Annotated in this window: 14 protein-coding genes and 1 rRNA gene; 9 read left to right on the top strand and 6 right to left on the bottom strand. The window is 52.0% G+C overall.

The genetic code is table 11. From position 1 onward, the window contains the following. Positions 1-75: ribosomal RNA gene (rrf, locus tag QMZ65_RS25390) — 5S ribosomal RNA — on the top strand; the annotation flags it as partial. 129 nt (positions 76-204) lie between these two features. Here the strand turns inward: rrf and mobB are convergent. Both mobB and mobA read right to left on the bottom strand, forming a co-directional pair. Next, positions 205-711: a molybdopterin-guanine dinucleotide biosynthesis protein MobB gene (gene mobB, locus QMZ65_RS19460; protein WP_283216528.1), complete on the bottom strand. Its 507-nt coding sequence runs from the start codon at positions 709-711 to the stop codon at positions 205-207. Beyond that, positions 711-1283 carry a molybdenum cofactor guanylyltransferase MobA gene (gene mobA / locus QMZ65_RS19465; RefSeq protein ID WP_211729405.1) on the bottom strand — a complete coding sequence of 191 codons (573 nt, stop codon included), beginning with the start codon at positions 1281-1283 and terminating at the stop codon, positions 711-713. The genes mobB and mobA overlap by 1 nt, the downstream gene beginning before the upstream one ends. Positions 1284-1353: 70 nt before the next feature. Between mobA and QMZ65_RS19470 the strand changes: the two genes are divergently transcribed. From QMZ65_RS19470 to spfP, 5 genes are all read left to right on the top strand, one after another. After that, positions 1354-1629 (top strand): YihD family protein, encoded by a 276-nt coding sequence (locus tag QMZ65_RS19470; protein WP_283216549.1) that lies wholly within the window; start codon positions 1354-1356, stop codon positions 1627-1629. Positions 1630-1675: 46 nt separating this feature from the next. Continuing rightward, entirely contained in the window at positions 1676-2662 is a 987-nt protein-coding gene (locus QMZ65_RS19475; protein ID WP_038643999.1) for a serine/threonine protein kinase, read from the top strand. 26 nt (positions 2663-2688) lie between these two features. Next, positions 2689-3318 (top strand): thiol:disulfide interchange protein DsbA, encoded by a 630-nt coding sequence (gene dsbA, locus QMZ65_RS19480; protein ID WP_034823914.1) that lies wholly within the window; start codon positions 2689-2691, stop codon positions 3316-3318. A 367-nt stretch (positions 3319-3685) separates the two neighbouring features. Beyond that, positions 3686-6475, top strand: a complete 2790-nt coding sequence (gene polA / locus QMZ65_RS19485) for a DNA polymerase I (RefSeq protein ID WP_283216529.1) — start codon at positions 3686-3688, stop codon at positions 6473-6475. Between the two features lie 274 nt (positions 6476-6749). Further along, positions 6750-6797: a small protein SpfP gene (gene spfP, locus QMZ65_RS25395; protein WP_071892919.1), complete on the top strand. Its 48-nt coding sequence runs from the start codon at positions 6750-6752 to the stop codon at positions 6795-6797. 85 nt (positions 6798-6882) lie between these two features. On the opposite strand, the gene yihA is transcribed toward spfP, so the two are convergent. Next, positions 6883-7521 carry a ribosome biogenesis GTP-binding protein YihA/YsxC gene (gene yihA, locus QMZ65_RS19490; RefSeq protein WP_097119637.1) on the bottom strand — a complete coding sequence of 213 codons (639 nt, stop codon included), beginning with the start codon at positions 7519-7521 and terminating at the stop codon, positions 6883-6885. A gap of 550 nt (positions 7522-8071) precedes the next feature. Here yihA and yihI point away from each other — a divergent pair. Further along, a complete protein-coding gene (gene yihI, locus QMZ65_RS19495) occupies positions 8072-8593 on the top strand; it encodes a Der GTPase-activating protein YihI (protein WP_034823909.1) in 522 nt (173 codons plus the stop codon). A gap of 235 nt (positions 8594-8828) precedes the next feature. Further along, positions 8829-10202, top strand: coding sequence for an oxygen-independent coproporphyrinogen III oxidase (hemN, locus tag QMZ65_RS19500; protein WP_097119639.1), 1374 nt, complete (start codon positions 8829-8831; stop codon positions 10200-10202). 36 nt (positions 10203-10238) lie between these two features. On the opposite strand, the gene glnG is transcribed toward hemN, so the two are convergent. The 3 genes from glnG to glnA all read right to left on the bottom strand — a co-directional run bounded on the left by glnG (position 10239) and on the right by glnA (position 14301). Continuing rightward, positions 10239-11648, bottom strand: a complete 1410-nt coding sequence (gene glnG, locus QMZ65_RS19505) for a nitrogen regulation protein NR(I) (RefSeq protein ID WP_034823905.1) — start codon at positions 11646-11648, stop codon at positions 10239-10241. 7 nt (positions 11649-11655) lie between these two features. Then, positions 11656-12705, bottom strand: a complete 1050-nt coding sequence (glnL, locus tag QMZ65_RS19510) for a nitrogen regulation protein NR(II) (RefSeq protein ID WP_034823903.1) — start codon at positions 12703-12705, stop codon at positions 11656-11658. 186 nt (positions 12706-12891) lie between these two features. Further along, positions 12892-14301, bottom strand: coding sequence for a glutamate--ammonia ligase (gene glnA, locus QMZ65_RS19515; protein WP_097119640.1), 1410 nt, complete (start codon positions 14299-14301; stop codon positions 12892-12894). Between the two features lie 440 nt (positions 14302-14741). Here glnA and typA point away from each other — a divergent pair, with 440 nt between their 5' ends. After that, positions 14742-16562, top strand: coding sequence for a ribosome-dependent GTPase TypA (gene typA, locus QMZ65_RS19520; protein ID WP_034823899.1), 1821 nt, complete (start codon positions 14742-14744; stop codon positions 16560-16562). Positions 16563-16709 lie beyond the last annotated feature (147 nt).

Consider the following 16709-nt stretch of genomic DNA (forward strand, 5'->3'; position numbering starts at 1 on the left):
GAACTCAGAAGTGAAACGCCGTAGCGCCGATGGTAGTGTGGGGCCTCCCCATGCGAGAGTAGGGAACTGCCAGGCATTAAATAAGTGAAGAAACCCTGAACGAAAGTTCAGGGTTTTTTTACGTCTGCAGATCGGCGAAATCAGGGTTGTTTTACGTCTGAAACTGACGCCTGAAGTTTAGCCAGACGATCATAAAACCCCGGGTTACTGACCTTTTCTCAGCCATTTTTCAATAAAATCAGCAACCTTAACCGGCTGATTAATATCGAGAAGTGGGCGGTCGATCGTTAAGTTCTCATCGCTGGCCAGCGCAACCACGTATTCATCCAGTAAATCAGCAAATTCCCCTTTGACACCACGCCGCCACAGCGCGATTTTGGGTACTGGCTCATCTTTAAAGCCCTCAACCAGCACCAGATCCAGCGCGGGACTGTCCATCCGCGCGACCAGTTCCGCCAGATTCAACGTCTGATCAGGGGTTTCACACATCAATGCCCAGCGCTGAGTACTGGCAACAATCACCTGATCGGCACCTGCTTTTCGCAGCAGATAGCTATCTTTTCCCGGCGTATCAATGTCCATTTGATGATGGGTATGTTTGATTAACCCAGAACGAATACCGCGAGCCTTAAGCAGCGGTATCACCTGTTGCAGCAAAGTGGTTTTTCCGGTGCCACTCCACGCAACGATCGCCAGTAAAGGCACGCTCATCACTGCTTTTCCCCATCAACTAAATCGTCGGGCGTATTAATGTTGCGGAAAGCTGCCTCAGAATCTGTGAACGTCACGGCATGCCCACCATGTTCACGCAGAAACTGCATTAAACGCCGCTCACCACGAAGCAGCCAGGCTTCCAGATCGTCGGCCAGTGATCGATTGACCAGTGCCAATGCAGGATGATCACGCTGCGTTGATCGTACCCACACCGCAGGTGCCGCACCGCGCTGCTGCCATAAACGTGCAACGAAGTCCTCTGGTAACCAGGGCGTATCACAAGCACAAAAGGCGACCCACTCGGTTTTGCTGTGCTGCAAACCACTTAATATGCCAGCCAGTGGTCCAGGATAGTCTGGCATCGAATCGGTAACGACCTGACAACCGCTGGCCTGATAACGATCAATGTTACGGTTGGCGCTTATCAACACAATATTGACCTGCGGCATCAATCGCTGCAGAACGTGCTGATAAAGCGGTTTGCCCTGCAATTCCAGCAGCCCCTTATCCTGGCCACCCATACGACTGCCTTGCCCACCTGCGAGGATCACGCCGGTAAATGCGGTCATTTTCGTCTCCTTGATCATACTGGACGATACTTGCATAACGGCAGCCTACCACTGCATAGAGGAATCAATGATGAAATATCACCGACTTAATGAATTGTTCGAACTCCTGCAACCGGCCTGGCAAAAGGAGTCTGACCTTAACCTGCTGCAATTTTTACAGAAACTGGCGCAGGAATCAGGCTTCAGTGGCCCATTAAGTGAATTAACCGATGACATATTGATTTACCATCTCAAAATGCGTGACGCTGGCTGCGATGCGGAAATTCCCGGACTGAAAAAGGATTATGAAGTGGACTTCAAAACCGCGCTATTACGTGCACGCGGTGTGATTAAGGATGATGAGTAGTGTTATCCTTGCGCATTCCTTGCAACGGTAACACACAGGCAAAATGATGAGCGAAGCCGCCTTTAATTTCCAGACGCTGGACCCCGATGTCATCCTGGATGCACTTTGGGATGCGGGTCTGCGTGTCGAATCCGGCTTAACCGCCCTCAATAGCTACGAAAACCGTGTCTATCAGTTTAGTGATGACGACAAACGTCGCTATGTGGCTAAGTTCTATCGGCCACAACGCTGGAGTGCGCAACAAATTCTGGAAGAGCACCAGTTCACGCATGATCTGCTGGCCGATGAAGTGCCTGTTGCAGCACCACTGGCACTGCAGGGCAGTACGCTGAATCACCATGCTGGTTTTATGTTTGCCGTTTTCCCAAGCCTGGGTGGGCGACAGTATGAAACCGATAATGAAGAACAGATGGAGTGGGTGGGCCGCTTTCTCGGTCGCATCCATCAAACAGGCCGCCAGAGCTTGTTTCAACAGCGTCCAACCTTCGGCCTGGAAGAGTATGTCTTACAACCTCGCCAGGAGCTGGAGCAAAGTACGCTGGTACCGGCTGCCTTGAAGGATGCGCTGCTGAATGCCGTTGATAAACTTATCGGCACCCTACAGCAGCGCTGGCATGATAAATGGCAGCCGCTCAGGCTGCATGGCGACTGCCATCCAGGTAATATCCTGTGGCGCGATGGCCCGATGTTTGTCGATCTTGACGATGCACGCAACGGGCCTGCAGTGCAGGATCTGTGGATGCTGGTAAACGGCGATCGTCAGGAACAGCTGATTCAGTGGGATATTCTGCTGGAAGCTTATAATGAATTCAGTGACTTTGATTTACATGAATTGTCACTGATTGAGCCTTTACGCGCTATGCGCATGGTTTATTATTTGGCCTGGGTGGTACGCCGCTGGCAGGACCCGGCTTTTCCGCGCGCCTTTCCCTGGATGACCGATGAGGATTTCTGGCGCCGACAGATTGCACTATTTATCGAGCAGGAGAGGCTGTTACATCAACCCCCGTTGCAGCTTAGCCCGCAATTTTAATGAAGTACTCAGGAGATTTTTTCACGATGAAAAAGATTATGTTTGCGCTGGTAGGTTTAATGCTGGCATTTGGCGCCTCAGCGGCACAGTTCAATGACGGCAAACAATTCGTCACGCTGCCAAAGCCGGTTGCTGGTGAGCCACAGGTATTGGAGTTCTTCTCCTTCTTCTGCCCGCACTGCTACCAGTTCGAACGCGTCTATCACGTGAGTGATGCCGTGAAAAAGAACCTGCCAGCAGACACTAAAGTGACTAAATATCACGTTGATTTCCTCGGCGGAGACTTCGGTCCTGTTGTGACTCAAGCCTGGGCGGTCGCGATGGCGCTGGGCGTGGAAAGCAAAGTCACTGCACCGATCTTTGACGGTATTCAGAAAACCCAAACCATTACCGATGCGGCGAGCCTGAAAGCCACCTTCATCCAGGCTGCTGGCATCTCATCAGAAGATTATGATGCAGCCTGGAATAGCTTTGCGGTAAAAGCGTTGGTCGCCCAGCAGCAGAAAGCGGCAGCCGATCTTAATCTGCAGGGCGTGCCAGCTATCTTCGTTAACGGCAAATACATGGTGAACAACGGCGGCCTGGACACCAGCTCTATGGACAATTTCGTTGCCGATTATGCCAACGTAGTGAAATTCCTGGTTGAGAAGAAGTAATTAAGCTCGAATAAACGCCGGCGATGTCGGCGTTTTTACTCCCTTTCCCATGACGTAATAATGATATCCCCGTTAACCCTCCGCTTAATATCCACATGGACGATCACCTTTTCAAAAAGGCGCGCTTCATCACGGTAAGTTAATAACAAATTGAAAAACAATAACTTTTATCTGTAAAATGATTGCAATAAGCGTAAATAACAATACGTTATGAATTTTACGCACAAAGTTATCCACAGACCGATCCTTGCGATCCACTCCGCGTAACAACGAAAAAGATCCTGACATCTCTGCTCTGATTCAACATTCCTCTCTGGTTGTGGCATCCTTATAGCCCTCATTATCGCAACGAAGAAAATACGAACCTATGGCGCAAATTGCAGAAAATCCCCTGATTCTGGTAGACGGATCCTCTTATCTCTACCGGGCGTATCATGCCTTTCCGCCGCTGACCAACAGTGCAGGCGAGCCCACGGGCGCGATGTACGGTGTGCTCAACATGCTGAAAAGTTTGCTGATGCAGTATCAGCCGAGCCATGTGGCCGTGGTCTTCGATGCGAAAGGCAAAACTTTCCGCGATGAATTATTCGAGCACTACAAATCGCATCGTCCGCCAATGCCCGACGATCTGCGTGCACAGATCGAGCCGCTGCACGAGATGGTCAAAGCGATGGGATTACCGCTGCTGGCGGTGACCGGCGTTGAGGCTGATGATGTGATTGGTACTCTGGCACTGGAAGCAGAAAAGCAGGGCCGTGCAGTGCTGATCAGTACCGGTGATAAGGATATGGCGCAGCTGGTCACGCCGGGCATTACGTTGATTAATACCATGACCAACACCGTGTTGGGCCCGGAAGAGGTTGAGCAAAAATACGGTGTGCCGCCTTCATTGATTATCGATTTCCTTGCCATGATGGGTGACAGCTCGGATAACATTCCGGGTGTGCCTGGCGTGGGTGAGAAAACGGCACAGGCGCTGCTGCAGGGCCTGGGCGGTATGCAGTCGATTTACGACAACCTGGATAAAGTGGCGGATCTCTCGTTCCGTGGCGCGAAGACCATGGCAGCGAAGCTAGAGCAGAATCGCGAAGTCGCATTCCTGTCCTATCAGCTGGCGACCATCAAAACGGATGTAGAACTGGAACTGGGTTGTGAGCAACTCACCGTTAACGAACCGGACGTTGAAAAGCTGCAAAATCTTTTCGGCCGTTATGAATTCAAACGCTGGATCACAGATTTACAGGACGGCACCTGGTTGCAGGGCAAAAAGAGCAATGTGCAGGCGCAGAAATCGCTGGCGACTGAACCTGTGGCTGCGGTGGCGGAAACCGCTAGCGTGCTGTCATCTGACGGCTACGTCACCATTTTGGATGAGGCAACCTTCGACGAGTGGCTGCAAAAACTGAATAAAGCAGAACTCTTTGCCTTCGATCTGGAAACCGATTCTCTGGATAGCTGGAGTGCCAACATTGTCGGCCTCTCCTTTGCGGTTGCGCCCGGTGAAGCCGCTTATCTTCCGGTGGCCCATGACTATCTTGATGCGCCAGAACAACTCGACCGCAGCGACGTGTTGAAAAAGCTAAAACCGCTACTGGAAGACGCTAAATCTGCAAAAGTCGGCCAGAACCTCAAATACGATCGTGGCGTGCTGAAGAACTACGATATTGAGCTGAACGGCATTAAATTCGACACCATGCTGGAATCTTATTGCCTGAGCAGCGTCGGCGGCAAACATGATATGGATAGCCTGGCTTCGCGCTGGCTGAACCATAAAACCGTCACCTTCGAAGAGATTGCCGGTAAAGGAAAAAATCAGCTGACCTTCAACCAGATTGCTATCGAGCAGGCCGCTCATTACGCTGCAGAAGACGCAGATGTCACGCTGCAGTTGCATCTGCAGATGTGGCCGAAGCTGGAGCAGGAAGCGGGTCCGAAGCAGGTCTTCACCGATATCGAGATGCCGCTGGTGACCGTGATTTCACGCATTGAACGCAACGGCGTATTGATCGATCAAAACATCCTGGCCAAACATTCGCAGGAGCTGACCGCACGTCTGGCGGAACTGGAGTTGAAAGCGCACGAACTGGCAGGCGAGCCGTTTAATCTCTCCTCCACCAAACAGCTGCAAACCATTCTGTTTGAAAAGCAGGGTATCAAGCCCACTAAAAAAACGCCGGGTGGCGCACCGTCAACCAGCGAAGAAGTGCTGGCTGAACTGGCGCTGGACTATCCGCTGCCCAAAGTGATTCTGGAGCATCGTGGCCTGTCTAAGCTGAAGTCGACTTATACCGACAAATTGCCTTTGATGATCAATCCGATTACCGGCCGCGTGCATACTTCTTATCATCAGGCGGTCACGGCCACCGGACGTCTCTCATCTACCGATCCCAACCTGCAAAATATCCCAGTGCGCAACGATGAAGGCCGTCGTATTCGTCAGGCTTTTATCGCAGATAAAGATAATCGCATCGTTGCGGCTGACTACTCGCAAATTGAACTGCGCATCATGGCGCATCTGTCGCAGGATAAAGGCCTGCTGGATGCGTTTGCGCAGGGTGAAGACATTCACCGCGCGACAGCGTCAGAAGTCTTTGGTGTTGCGCTGAGCAAGGTTTCAGGTGAGCAACGCCGCAGTGCCAAGGCAATTAACTTTGGTCTGATTTATGGCATGAGTGCCTTCGGTCTGTCGCGCCAGTTGAATATCGGTGCTGGCGAAGCGAAAAAGTATATGGATCTCTACTTTGAGCGTTATCCGGGCGTACTGCGTTACATGGAAGAGACTCGCACCCAGGCGGCCGATAAGGGCTACGTGGAGACACTGGATGGTCGCCGCCTGTGGCTTCCGGACATCAGCTCCAGCAACGCCATTCGTCGTAAGGCGGCAGAGCGCGCGGCGATTAACGCCCCGATGCAGGGCACCGCAGCGGACATTATCAAACGCGCGATGATCGCTGTAGATGGCTGGTTACTGCAACAGCAGGATGACGCTGTGAAGATGATCATGCAGGTACACGATGAACTGGTGTTTGAAATCCACAAAGACGCGGTAGAGAGTGCGAGTGCGACGATCCGCCAACTGATGGAGAGCAGCATGAAACTTGATGTACCGCTGCAGGTTGAAGTGGGAACGGGCGATAACTGGGACCAGGCGCACTAAGGAACGTTGTCGGCGGTATATCTATGCCGCTGACATCGCCATAAGAAAAAAGTTTACTTAATCGGTTCAGCAACGATGTAAAGCCGCTTGTTAAATGCGCATTTTGTAACTGCCTATCGGCTAAGCATTTTTTTAGTAATTAAACTACACGCCTTAAGCCAAAGTGTGACGGACCCGGTAAAAAAGATGTGGAATCCTGAAACTTAACAACAAAAAACCCTTTGTTGGTCAGGAAAAATCAGGTAAAGTTCATCGCGTAGGGTACAGAGGTAAGATGTTCTATCTTTCAGACCTTTTACTTCACGTAATCGGATTTGGCTGAATATTTAGCCGCCCCAGTCATTTATGACTGGGGCGTTTTTTATTGGGCTTTTTCTGAAAAGCGGGTCGTAAACCCGCGCTTCACATTACTCAGAAGGGGCTTCTTCATCTTCCTGCGCCGGTTCCAGTTCACTGAACCAGCTATCCAGTTTCTGACGAACGATATCAACGCCGATCTTCTTGAGTGACGAGAACATCTCTACCTGCACATCACCCATAAAACTTAATGCTGCCTCACGCACCAGTTTGAGCTGCGCTTTACGTGCACCAGATGCCAGCTTATCTGCTTTGGTTAACAGCACCAGTACAGGGATGCCGCTCTGGACTGCCCATTCAATCATATTCTGATCGAGGTCTTTCAGTGGATGGCGAATATCCATCAGCACCACCAGGCCTTTCAGTGCCTGGCGCTTCTGCAAATATTCAGACAGCGCACGCTGCCATTTACGTTTCATCTCTTCCGGGACTTCGGCGTAGCCATAACCCGGTAAGTCGACCAGGGTTTTCCCCTCGACGACCTGGAACAGGTTGATGAGCTGAGTACGACCTGGCGTTTTACTGGTACGCGCCAGGCTTTTCTGGTTGGTGATGGTATTCAGCGCGCTGGATTTGCCTGCGTTAGAGCGTCCGGCAAACGCGACCTCAATGCCCACATCTGCCGGTAAATGGCGAATATCCGGGGCGCTGAGCACGAAGTGGGTCATGTGATAATTCAAAGCAGACAAAGTAAAGCTCCAGCAAAGTGATTCGTTCAATTGGGCTGATTATACCTGTTATGGCGCAAAAGTGCCCGATAGCGTCTTAACGCGCCACTTTGTAAGAGATCGACGAGAATTACTGCCAGTCATTACCGATTAATAGAATGTTCATGTGTTGGATATCGTAATATTTTCAATAAGATAAATAGATATTGAAAATTATCGCTCTAAATTAAAGACATGTCTTACTTGTTCATTTTACTGATTGGTCTACATTTGGTGTCAGTGCACGGCAGCACCCATCAGGATGATGCGCTCAGGAGTGTCGGGGATGACCAGGAGCATGGCAGGATGTGATTCAGGTATGAGTCGGACAAGGAAAAGGATTACTCGCAGGAGCGATGAGGCGAAGGAGCAACCGGGACGTTGAGAGCTGTAAAGGATTTATACCGTTATTCCTTCAGTAGAAGGTGCGAAATAAGGCGATAGCATAGGCTATCGCCTTTTTTCTTTGTCATCTTTCTGCTAGATTTCGCCGCAATTCTATACTGAAGAAAAATCGCCGAGACCGGACACCATGAAGCAACCTGCACCAGCCCAGCGTGGCAAACCTGCTGCTAAAGCCAAACGCAAATCGCGTGAAGAACTGAACCAGGAAGCACGCGATCGTAAACGCGATAAAAAGCACAGCGGCCATAAAGCGGGCAGCCGTGCTAACCCGGAAACCAAAGGCGCTGGCAAAGGCCAGGGTCAGAAAAATGCCGATCCACGTACTGGCAGTAAAAAACCGGTTGCGCTGGTGGCCGATGGTAAAACCGTACCGGAGAAAAAGCCGGTAGCGAAAGCCAGGCCGAAAGCGGAGAAGGTTCGTCTGACACCGGAAGAAGAGCTGGCGAAGCTGGAAAATGATGAACGCCTCGACACCTTACTGGATCGTCTGGAAAGTGGTGAGACACTCAGCGCTGAAGATCAGGCATGGCTCGATCAGACGCTGGATCGCATTGACGAACTGATGGAAACCCTCGGTATCGCGTTGGATGATGGTGCTGAAGATGAACAAGCCGAAGTCGATATGATGCGCTTGTTAAAAGGCAACTAAGTCATTTTTGATCGGCATGCGCATTTGCGCATGCCGCGCTAAACAGGTATTCGCTGATGCTTTGGCCTGGATCAATTTTAGCGCTGCTGCTGACATGTTATCTCCTGTGGTTATTGTTTAAACTTCGTCGCCTGTCGCGTCTGAAGTCGCGTTTACGCCGGCGTACGGCTCACCGCTATCTCTCCTCTTCTGCAACGCGACCCTCCCTCAAACGACGTCACCGTAAGGAGTGAGCATGTCATCGCAGCAGATTGAATGGGACCAACGGCTGATTGAAAAATACAATTACGCGGGTCCGCGCTACACCTCATATCCCACTGCGCTGGAGTTCAATGAGAACTTTGGCGAGGCAAGCTTCCAGTTTGCGGTTGAACGCTATCCTCAACGTTCCCTGTCGCTGTATGTCCATATTCCGTTCTGCCATCGCCTTTGCTACTTCTGCGGCTGTAATAAGATTGTGACGCGCCAGCTGCACAAGGCCGATCGCTATCTGGATGTGCTGGAGCAGGAAATCCGCCAGCGTGCGCCGCTGTTTGCCGGACGCCGCGTCACGCAATTGCACTGGGGCGGTGGTACGCCAACCTTTCTCAATCAAGCTCAGGTCAGCCGTCTGGTGGCGCTGCTGCGTGGCCATTTTGAGATTGCTGATGACGTTGAGATGTCGATCGAAGTCGATCCACGCGAAATTGAGCTGGCGATGATCGATCATCTGCGTGCTGAAGGTTTTAATCGCCTGAGTATGGGTGTGCAGGACTTCAATAAGGCGGTGCAGGAGCGTGTCAATCGCGTGCAGGATGAAGAGACTATCTTCGGGCTGGTCGAGCGCGCGCGTGCGCGAGGATTCCGCTCAGTCAGCCTGGATCTGATTTACGGCCTGCCGCTCCAGACGCCCGAAAGCTTTGCCTTCACCTTACAGCGAGTCATCGCGCTTAATCCCGATCGTCTCAGCGTATTCAATTACGCGCACATGCCGACGCTGTTTGCTGCACAACGCAAAATCAAAGATGAAGAGCTACCTGGTGCGGAACAGAAGCTGCAAATCCTGCAGCAAACCATTGGCACCCTAACGGATGCAGGCTATCAGTTCATCGGGATGGATCACTTTGCCAAACCGGATGATGAGCTGGCCATTGCGCAACGTGCGGGTGAACTGCACCGCAATTTTCAGGGGTACACCACGCAAGGCGAGACTGAGCTGGTGGGATTCGGCGTCTCAGCGATCAGTATGCTGGGAGACAGTTATGCTCAGAACCAAAAAGAATTGAAAGAATACTATGCCAGCGTGGAGCAGAGCGGGAACGCGCTATGGCGTGGTTTGACACTAAGCGACGATGACTGTCTGCGCCGTGATGTCATCAAAACGCTGATTTGTCATTTCTCATTAGATTTCGCGGCGATTGAAGCGCAGTGGCCGATCACCTTCGAAACCTATTTTGCGGAAGATTTAGCGTTACTGGCACCTTTGATGGCGGATGGTTTGCTGGAACGGCGTGGGCGTAGTCTGCATGTCACAGGAATTGGGCGTTTACTGATTCGTAACATCTGCATGTGCTTCGATCGTTATTTGCGCCAAAAGGCTCGCATGCAGCAATTCTCGCGGGTGATATAAAAATTCAGGGGAGCATCGCGCTCCCCTGATTCTCACTTATTCCATTCCGAGCTCTTTCAGTTTACGCGTCAGGGTATTACGACCCCAACCCAACAAACGTGCGGCTTCCTGCTTGTGTCCCTGAGTGTGACGCAGGGCGGTGGTGAGCAGCGTGCGCTCCATCTCCGGCTGCGCTTCAGAGAGCAGGTTTTGATGACCGGAACGCAGCGCGCGGTCCGCCCATTGTGCCAGCAAGGTGGCCCAGCTATCCGGCAGAGACTGCACTGGATTGTCCGGCGTGCTCGACTCAAACAGCTCCGGCGGCAGATCCTGAATCAGTACTTCCTGGCCTGCAGCCATCACGGTTAACCAGCGGCAGGTATTTTCCAGCTGGCGTACGTTACCGGACCAATGCAGGCGCGTCAGCGCGGTTTCGGTTTCCGGATGCAGAATCTTCGCTTCGACGCCCAACTCACGCGCGGCGACTTGCAGGAAGTAGCGCGCCAGACGTGGGATATCTTCGCGACGCTCACGCAGCGGCGGTAAGTGCACACGAATCACGTTCAGGCGATGGAACAGATCCTCACGGAACTTGCCTTCCTGCACGCGCAACTCAAGGTTTTGGTGGGTTGCCGCGATAATACGCACATCCACTTTCACCGGTGCGTAGCCGCCCACGCGATAGAACTGGCCATCGGCCAACACGCGCAGCAAGCGGGTTTGCACGTCGAGCGGCATATCACCTATTTCATCAAGAAACAGCGTGCCCCCATCGGCCTGTTCAAAACGGCCCTGACGGATCTGATTCGCCCCGGTAAAGGCCCCTTTCTCATGCCCGAACAATTCGGATTCGATCAGGTCTTTCGGGATTGCCGCCATATTCAGCGCGATAAACGGTGATTTGGCACGCGGGCTGTGACGATGCAGAGCATGCGCCACTAACTCTTTACCGGTACCCGATTCACCATTAATCAGCACGCTGATGGAAGATCGCGACAAACGGCCGATGATGCGAAACACATCCTGCATCGCCGGCGCTTCGCCAATGATGTCGGTTGTCGGGCCGCTCACCGGTTGATTACGCGGCTGCTGCTGTTCCTGATAGTGACTGATCGCACGTTCAACCAGCGCGACCGCTTCATCAATATCAAACGGCTTGGGCAGATAATCGAACGCGCCTTGTTGATATGCGCTGACGGCGGCATCAAGATCCGAATGCGCGGTCATTATGATGACCGGTAGCATTGGGTGACGCTGTTTAATTTGTTTCAGCAGCGCCAGTCCATCCATGCCCGGCATGCGAATATCCGATAACAATACATCTGGGGTTTTACTTGAGAGTGCATCCAGCACCTCATTGCCGCTGTCAAATGTCGCGCAGCTCAAACCGGCTCCAGTGAGCGCACGTTCAAGCACCCAGCGGATGGAGCTATCGTCATCGACGATCCAGACTATCCCTCGTTGCATAGAAACCTCACTGGCGAATAGGCAGGTAAACCGAGAATTCGGTGTGTCCTGGCCAACTGTTAAATTCTATTTTTCCTGAATGCTGATCGATCAGACTGCGGGCGATGGAGAGACCTAAACCGGTGCCTCCTTCACGACCACTCACCATCGGATAGAACAGCGTGTCCTGTAGCTGAGCAGGAATCCCAGGGCCATCATCTTCGATATCAATACGTGCCACCAGGCGATAACGGGTGCCGTGCAGCGTCAGCTGAAACGCGGTACGGGTGCGGATCACGATAGTGCCACCTTCGTCACCCAGCGCCTGCAACGCATTACGCACTACGTTGAGTAGCACCTGCTCAATCTGATCGGGATCGTGTGGCAGCTCGGGCAGGCTCGGGTCGTAATCACGCACCAGCGAGACATTGTCCGGCAGCTCCATCGAGACCAGATTCACCACGCGCTCCGCCACCTGATGAATGCTTTGTGTGACGTGCATACCGGGCTGTTGGGGCCCCAGTAAACGATCAACCAGATTACGCAGTCGGTCCGCCTGTTCGATAATAATCCGGGTATATTCATGCAGCGAAGGATCGGGCAGAGCACGCGTTAATAACTGCGCAGCGCCGCGTAAACCTCCGAGCGGGTTTTTAATTTCATGCGCCAGTCCGCGCACTAAATCACGTGCAGCGACCTGCTGAGCATGTTGCAGCTGTTCCTGGCTGAGACGGCGTTGATTATCCATCGGCGCCATTTCCAGCAAGATAAGACCATCGGGTAGACGCTGTGCGGTCAGCGACATAATGTGCGCGCGGCCATCGACCACTAACGTCACTTCGCTGTCGGTAAAGCCCTGGCCTGCTCCAAGACTCTCGCTCATCACCTCAATATTCAGCGAAAAATAGCCGGTTAATTCCGGTAATGGCGTGCCGAACAATTTGCGTGAGCTTTGTGCCAGTAATTGCTGCGCTGCCGGGTTGGCATAATGGATAACCAGATCGTTATCGACCAGCAAAATACTGTTGATTAGAGAGTTAAGAATCTGCCCCGCGTCGGGCAATGTGCCAGTTGCCATACAGCGTTCCTCTGCACTAATTTAGTGCATTATAGCCTTTTGGGACTGAAAACTATCATTCGAACGATGAATTCGCGGTGAAAAAAGCCCATCCGGAGATGGGCTAAAGTTTCCACGGCAACAAAAAAACGTTCAGGTTATTTACGCCGCCAATCAGCGGCGTGAAATGCGCTGAAATTTTTTAAATTAAACGCTGTAGTACAGTTCGAACTCAACTGGGTGCGGAGTCATGCGCACGCGGTCAACTTCTGGCTTACGCAGTTCGATATACGCGTCGATAGCGTCATCAGTGAACACGCCGCCACGGGTCAGGAACTCGCGGTCTTCGTTCAGTGCGTTCAATGCTTCTTCCAGAGAACCTGCAACTTTTGGAATCTCAGCTTCTTCTTCCGGTGGCAGGTCATACAGGTTTTTGTCCATCGCATCGCCAGGGTGGATCTTGTTGATAACACCATCAAGACCCGCCATCAGCAGCGCGGTGAAGGCCAGGTACGGGTTAGCCGCTGGATCCGGGAAGCGTGCTTCGATACGACGCGCTTTCGGGCTCGCAACCACTGGGATACGGATTGAAGCTGAACGGTTACGTGCTGAGTAAGCCAGCATAACAGGTGCTTCGTAACCCGGGACCAGACGCTTGTAAGAGTTGGTGGTTGGGTTAGCCAGGGCGTTGATCGCTTTAGCGTGCTTGATGATACCGCCGATGTAGAACAGAGCAGTTTCAGACAGGCCGCCGTACTTGTCGCCAGAGAACAGGTTCACGCCGCCTTTTGACAGGGACATGTGGCAGTGCATACCAGAACCGTTATCGCCGAACATTGGCTTAGGCATGAAGGTTGCAGTTTTGCCGTACGCGTGAGCAACGTTGTGCACTACGTATTTGTAGATCTGAATTTCGTCAGCTTTTTTGGTCATGGTGTTGAAGCGGGTAGCCACTTCGTTCTGACCAGCAGTAGCAACTTCGTGGTGGTGAGCTTCAACCACCAGGCCCATCTGCTCCATGGTCAGACACATAGCAGAACGGATGTCCTGAGATGAATCGACTGGTGGAACCGGGAAGTAACCGCCTTTCAGACCTGGACGGTGACCTTTGTTACCGCCTTCGTATTCTTTACCGGTGTTCCATGCCGCTTCGATATCATCGATAGCCACGTGTGAACCTGAAGTAGAAGAACCGAAACGAATGTCATCGAACAGGAAGAACTCTGGCTCTGGTCCAAACAGCACGGTATCCGCGATGCCTGAAGAACGCAGGAACTCTTCTGCACGTTTAGCAATGGAGCGTGGGTCACGGTCGTAGCCCTGCAGCGTGCCTGGCTCGAGGATGTCACAACGGATGATCAGCGTTGGATCTTCGAAGAAAGGATCCATAACTGCAGTGGTCGCATCCGGCATCAGCACCATGTCTGATTCGTTAATGCCTTTCCAGCCACCGATGGATGAGCCATCGAACATTTTGCCTTCTTCGAAGAAGTCAGCGTTAACCTGGTGAGCAGGGATAGTAACGTGCTGTTCTTTACCTTTGGTATCGGTAAAACGCAGGTCAACAAACTTAACTTCGTGCTCGTTCATCATCGAGAGGACGTGTTCAGCGGACATACTTAAACTCTCCTGGAAATGGTCATAATCGTCATGGTGAGAGAACTTCGTTGCCTGGAATGTGTCACGCTTACTGACCACCCCTAACCAAGATCTCGGCAAGCTCTTTTCAACCGTTGTATAACTGTCGTTTTCGCTTGAAAGATATAAAGCGAATTCTGTGCCAACTTTATTACAATGGTAAAAATGGCGCTGTGACGCGCTCTTTCGTGAGTCGGTCACTGCACCAGTATGGATGATGTGCACTAATTTGGTGCTTCATAGATTAATTTTCGCCCCAAAAAGGTGCAAAACCCCATCGCAGTGCAGATTAATGCACCGTTATTGGTGCTAAAAAACAGCACTAAGATAAACTTTAAGGGAATACTGTGATCATGTTCAGTCTTTCGCTTAATCCGTGTACAATACCGCGTTATTTCTATAATGCCTGAGGCAAAGCTGTGATCGAAAATTTGCGTAACATCGCCATCATCGCGCACGTTGACCATGGTAAGACCACCCTGGTTGACAAGCTGTTACAACAGTCTGGTACGTTTGATGCTCGTACCGAAGCGACTGAGCGCGTAATGGACTCCAACGATTTGGAGAAAGAGCGTGGGATTACCATCCTCGCAAAAAACACCGCCATCAAATGGAACGACTACCGTATCAACATCGTTGATACCCCAGGACACGCCGACTTCGGTGGTGAAGTGGAACGTGTTATGTCCATGGTGGATTCGGTGCTGCTGGTTGTAGATGCGATGGATGGCCCTATGCCGCAAACCCGCTTCGTAACCAAAAAAGCCTTTGCTCATGGTTTGAAGCCGATTGTAGTCATCAACAAAGTTGACCGTCCGGGCGCGCGTCCTGATTGGGTTGTTGATCAGGTGTTTGACCTGTTCGTTAACCTCGACGCGACTGACGAGCAGCTGGACTTCCCTATCATTTATGCGTCAGCGCTGAATGGTATCGCCGGTCTGGATCACAACGACATGGCAGACGACATGACCCCGCTGTACCAGGCGATTGTGGATCGTGTTTCTCCACCACAGGTTGAAGTTGAAGCCCCACTGCAGATGCAGATCTCGCAGCTGGACTACAACAACTACCTGGGCGTTATCGGCATTGGCCGCATCAAGCGCGGTAAAATCAAGCCGAACCAGCAAGTCACTATCATTGATAGCGAAGGCAAAACCCGTAACGGTAAAGTCGGTAAAGTACTGGGCCACCTGGGTCTGGAACGTATCGAGAGTGCCGAGGCTGAAGCAGGCGATATCATCGCTGTGACCGGTCTGGGCGAGCTGAACATCTCTGACACCATCTGCGACACGCAGAAGGTTGAAGCGCTGCCAGCCCTGAGCGTTGATGAGCCAACCGTAACCATGTTCTTTAACGTCAACACTTCACCTTTCTGCGGTAAAGAAGGTAAGTATGTGACTTCGCGCCAGATCCTGGAGCGTCTGAACAAAGAGCTGGTGCACAACGTGGCACTGCGTGTTGAAGAAACCGAAGATTCAGACGCATTCCGTGTGTCTGGTCGTGGTGAGCTGCACTTGTCTGTTCTGATCGAGAACATGCGTCGTGAAGGTTTCGAACTGGCGGTATCCCGTCCGAAAGTTATCTTCCGCGAATTCGAAGGCCGTAAACAAGAGCCATTCGAAAACGTGACCCTCGACATCGAAGAAACCCACCAGGGTTCTGTGATGCAGGCGATGGGTGAGCGTAAAGGCGATCTGAAAAATATGGATCCAGATGGCAAAGGCCGTGTACGTCTCGACTACATGATCCCAAGCCGCGGCCTGATCGGCTTCCGTAACGAATTCATGACCATGACTTCAGGTACTGGCCTGCTGTACTCCACCTTCAGCCACTACGACGATGTGCGTCCAGGCGAAGTGGGCCAGCGTCAGAACGGTGTACTGATCTCTAACGGCCAGGGTAAAGCAGTCGCATTCGCACTGTTCAGCCTGCAGGATCGCGGTAAGCTGTTCCTGGGTCACGGTGCTGAGGTTTATGAAGGCCAGATCATCGGTATTCACAGCCGTTCTAACGACCTGACAGTTAACTGCCTGACCGGTAAGAAACTGACCAACATGCGTGCGTCAGGTACTGATGAAGCGACCACTCTGGTTCCACCGCAGAAAATGACGCTGGAGCAGGCTATCGAGTTCATCGATGATGACGAACTGGTAGAAGTGACTCCGCAGTCAGTCCGTATTCGTAAACGTCACCTGACCGAGAACGACCGTAAGCGTGCGTCTCGCGGCGGTAAAGAGTAAGCGAAACAGTCTGATATTTAAGCCCCGCATCGCGGGGCTTTTTTGTGCCTGCAACCCGCTGCAACGCTCGCTTTGTGAAAGTTGTCCCCGATTCCAGAACGCTTATTTCCCCCTCATCGTACCTGTTCAGTCATGCTTTTTGCCGCT

This window comes from Pantoea sp. EABMAA-21 (genome assembly GCF_030053335.1).
Classification (GTDB): domain Bacteria; phylum Pseudomonadota; class Gammaproteobacteria; order Enterobacterales; family Enterobacteriaceae; genus Pantoea; species Pantoea communis.

What these genes read in the sequence shown, in the direction of transcription:
- hemN (WP_097119639.1), top strand. Translation starts at nt 8,829, where the DNA reads ATGTCATCGCAGCAGATTGAATGGGACCAACGGCTGATTGAAAAATAC.
- QMZ65_RS19475 (WP_038643999.1), top strand. Translation starts at nt 1,676, where the DNA reads ATGAGCGAAGCCGCCTTTAATTTCCAGACGCTGGACCCCGATGTCATC.
- glnA (WP_097119640.1), bottom strand. Translation starts at nt 14,301, where the DNA reads ATGTCCGCTGAACACGTCCTCTCGATGATGAACGAGCACGAAGTTAAG.
- glnL (WP_034823903.1), bottom strand. Translation starts at nt 12,705, where the DNA reads ATGGCAACTGGCACATTGCCCGACGCGGGGCAGATTCTTAACTCTCTA.
- mobA (WP_211729405.1), bottom strand. Translation starts at nt 1,283, where the DNA reads ATGACCGCATTTACCGGCGTGATCCTCGCAGGTGGGCAAGGCAGTCGT.
- mobB (WP_283216528.1), bottom strand. Translation starts at nt 711, where the DNA reads ATGAGCGTGCCTTTACTGGCGATCGTTGCGTGGAGTGGCACCGGAAAA.
- glnG (WP_034823905.1), bottom strand. Translation starts at nt 11,648, where the DNA reads ATGCAACGAGGGATAGTCTGGATCGTCGATGACGATAGCTCCATCCGC.
- QMZ65_RS19470 (WP_283216549.1), top strand. Translation starts at nt 1,354, where the DNA reads ATGAAATATCACCGACTTAATGAATTGTTCGAACTCCTGCAACCGGCC.
- polA (WP_283216529.1), top strand. Translation starts at nt 3,686, where the DNA reads ATGGCGCAAATTGCAGAAAATCCCCTGATTCTGGTAGACGGATCCTCT.
- yihI (WP_034823909.1), top strand. Translation starts at nt 8,072, where the DNA reads ATGAAGCAACCTGCACCAGCCCAGCGTGGCAAACCTGCTGCTAAAGCC.
- dsbA (WP_034823914.1), top strand. Translation starts at nt 2,689, where the DNA reads ATGAAAAAGATTATGTTTGCGCTGGTAGGTTTAATGCTGGCATTTGGC.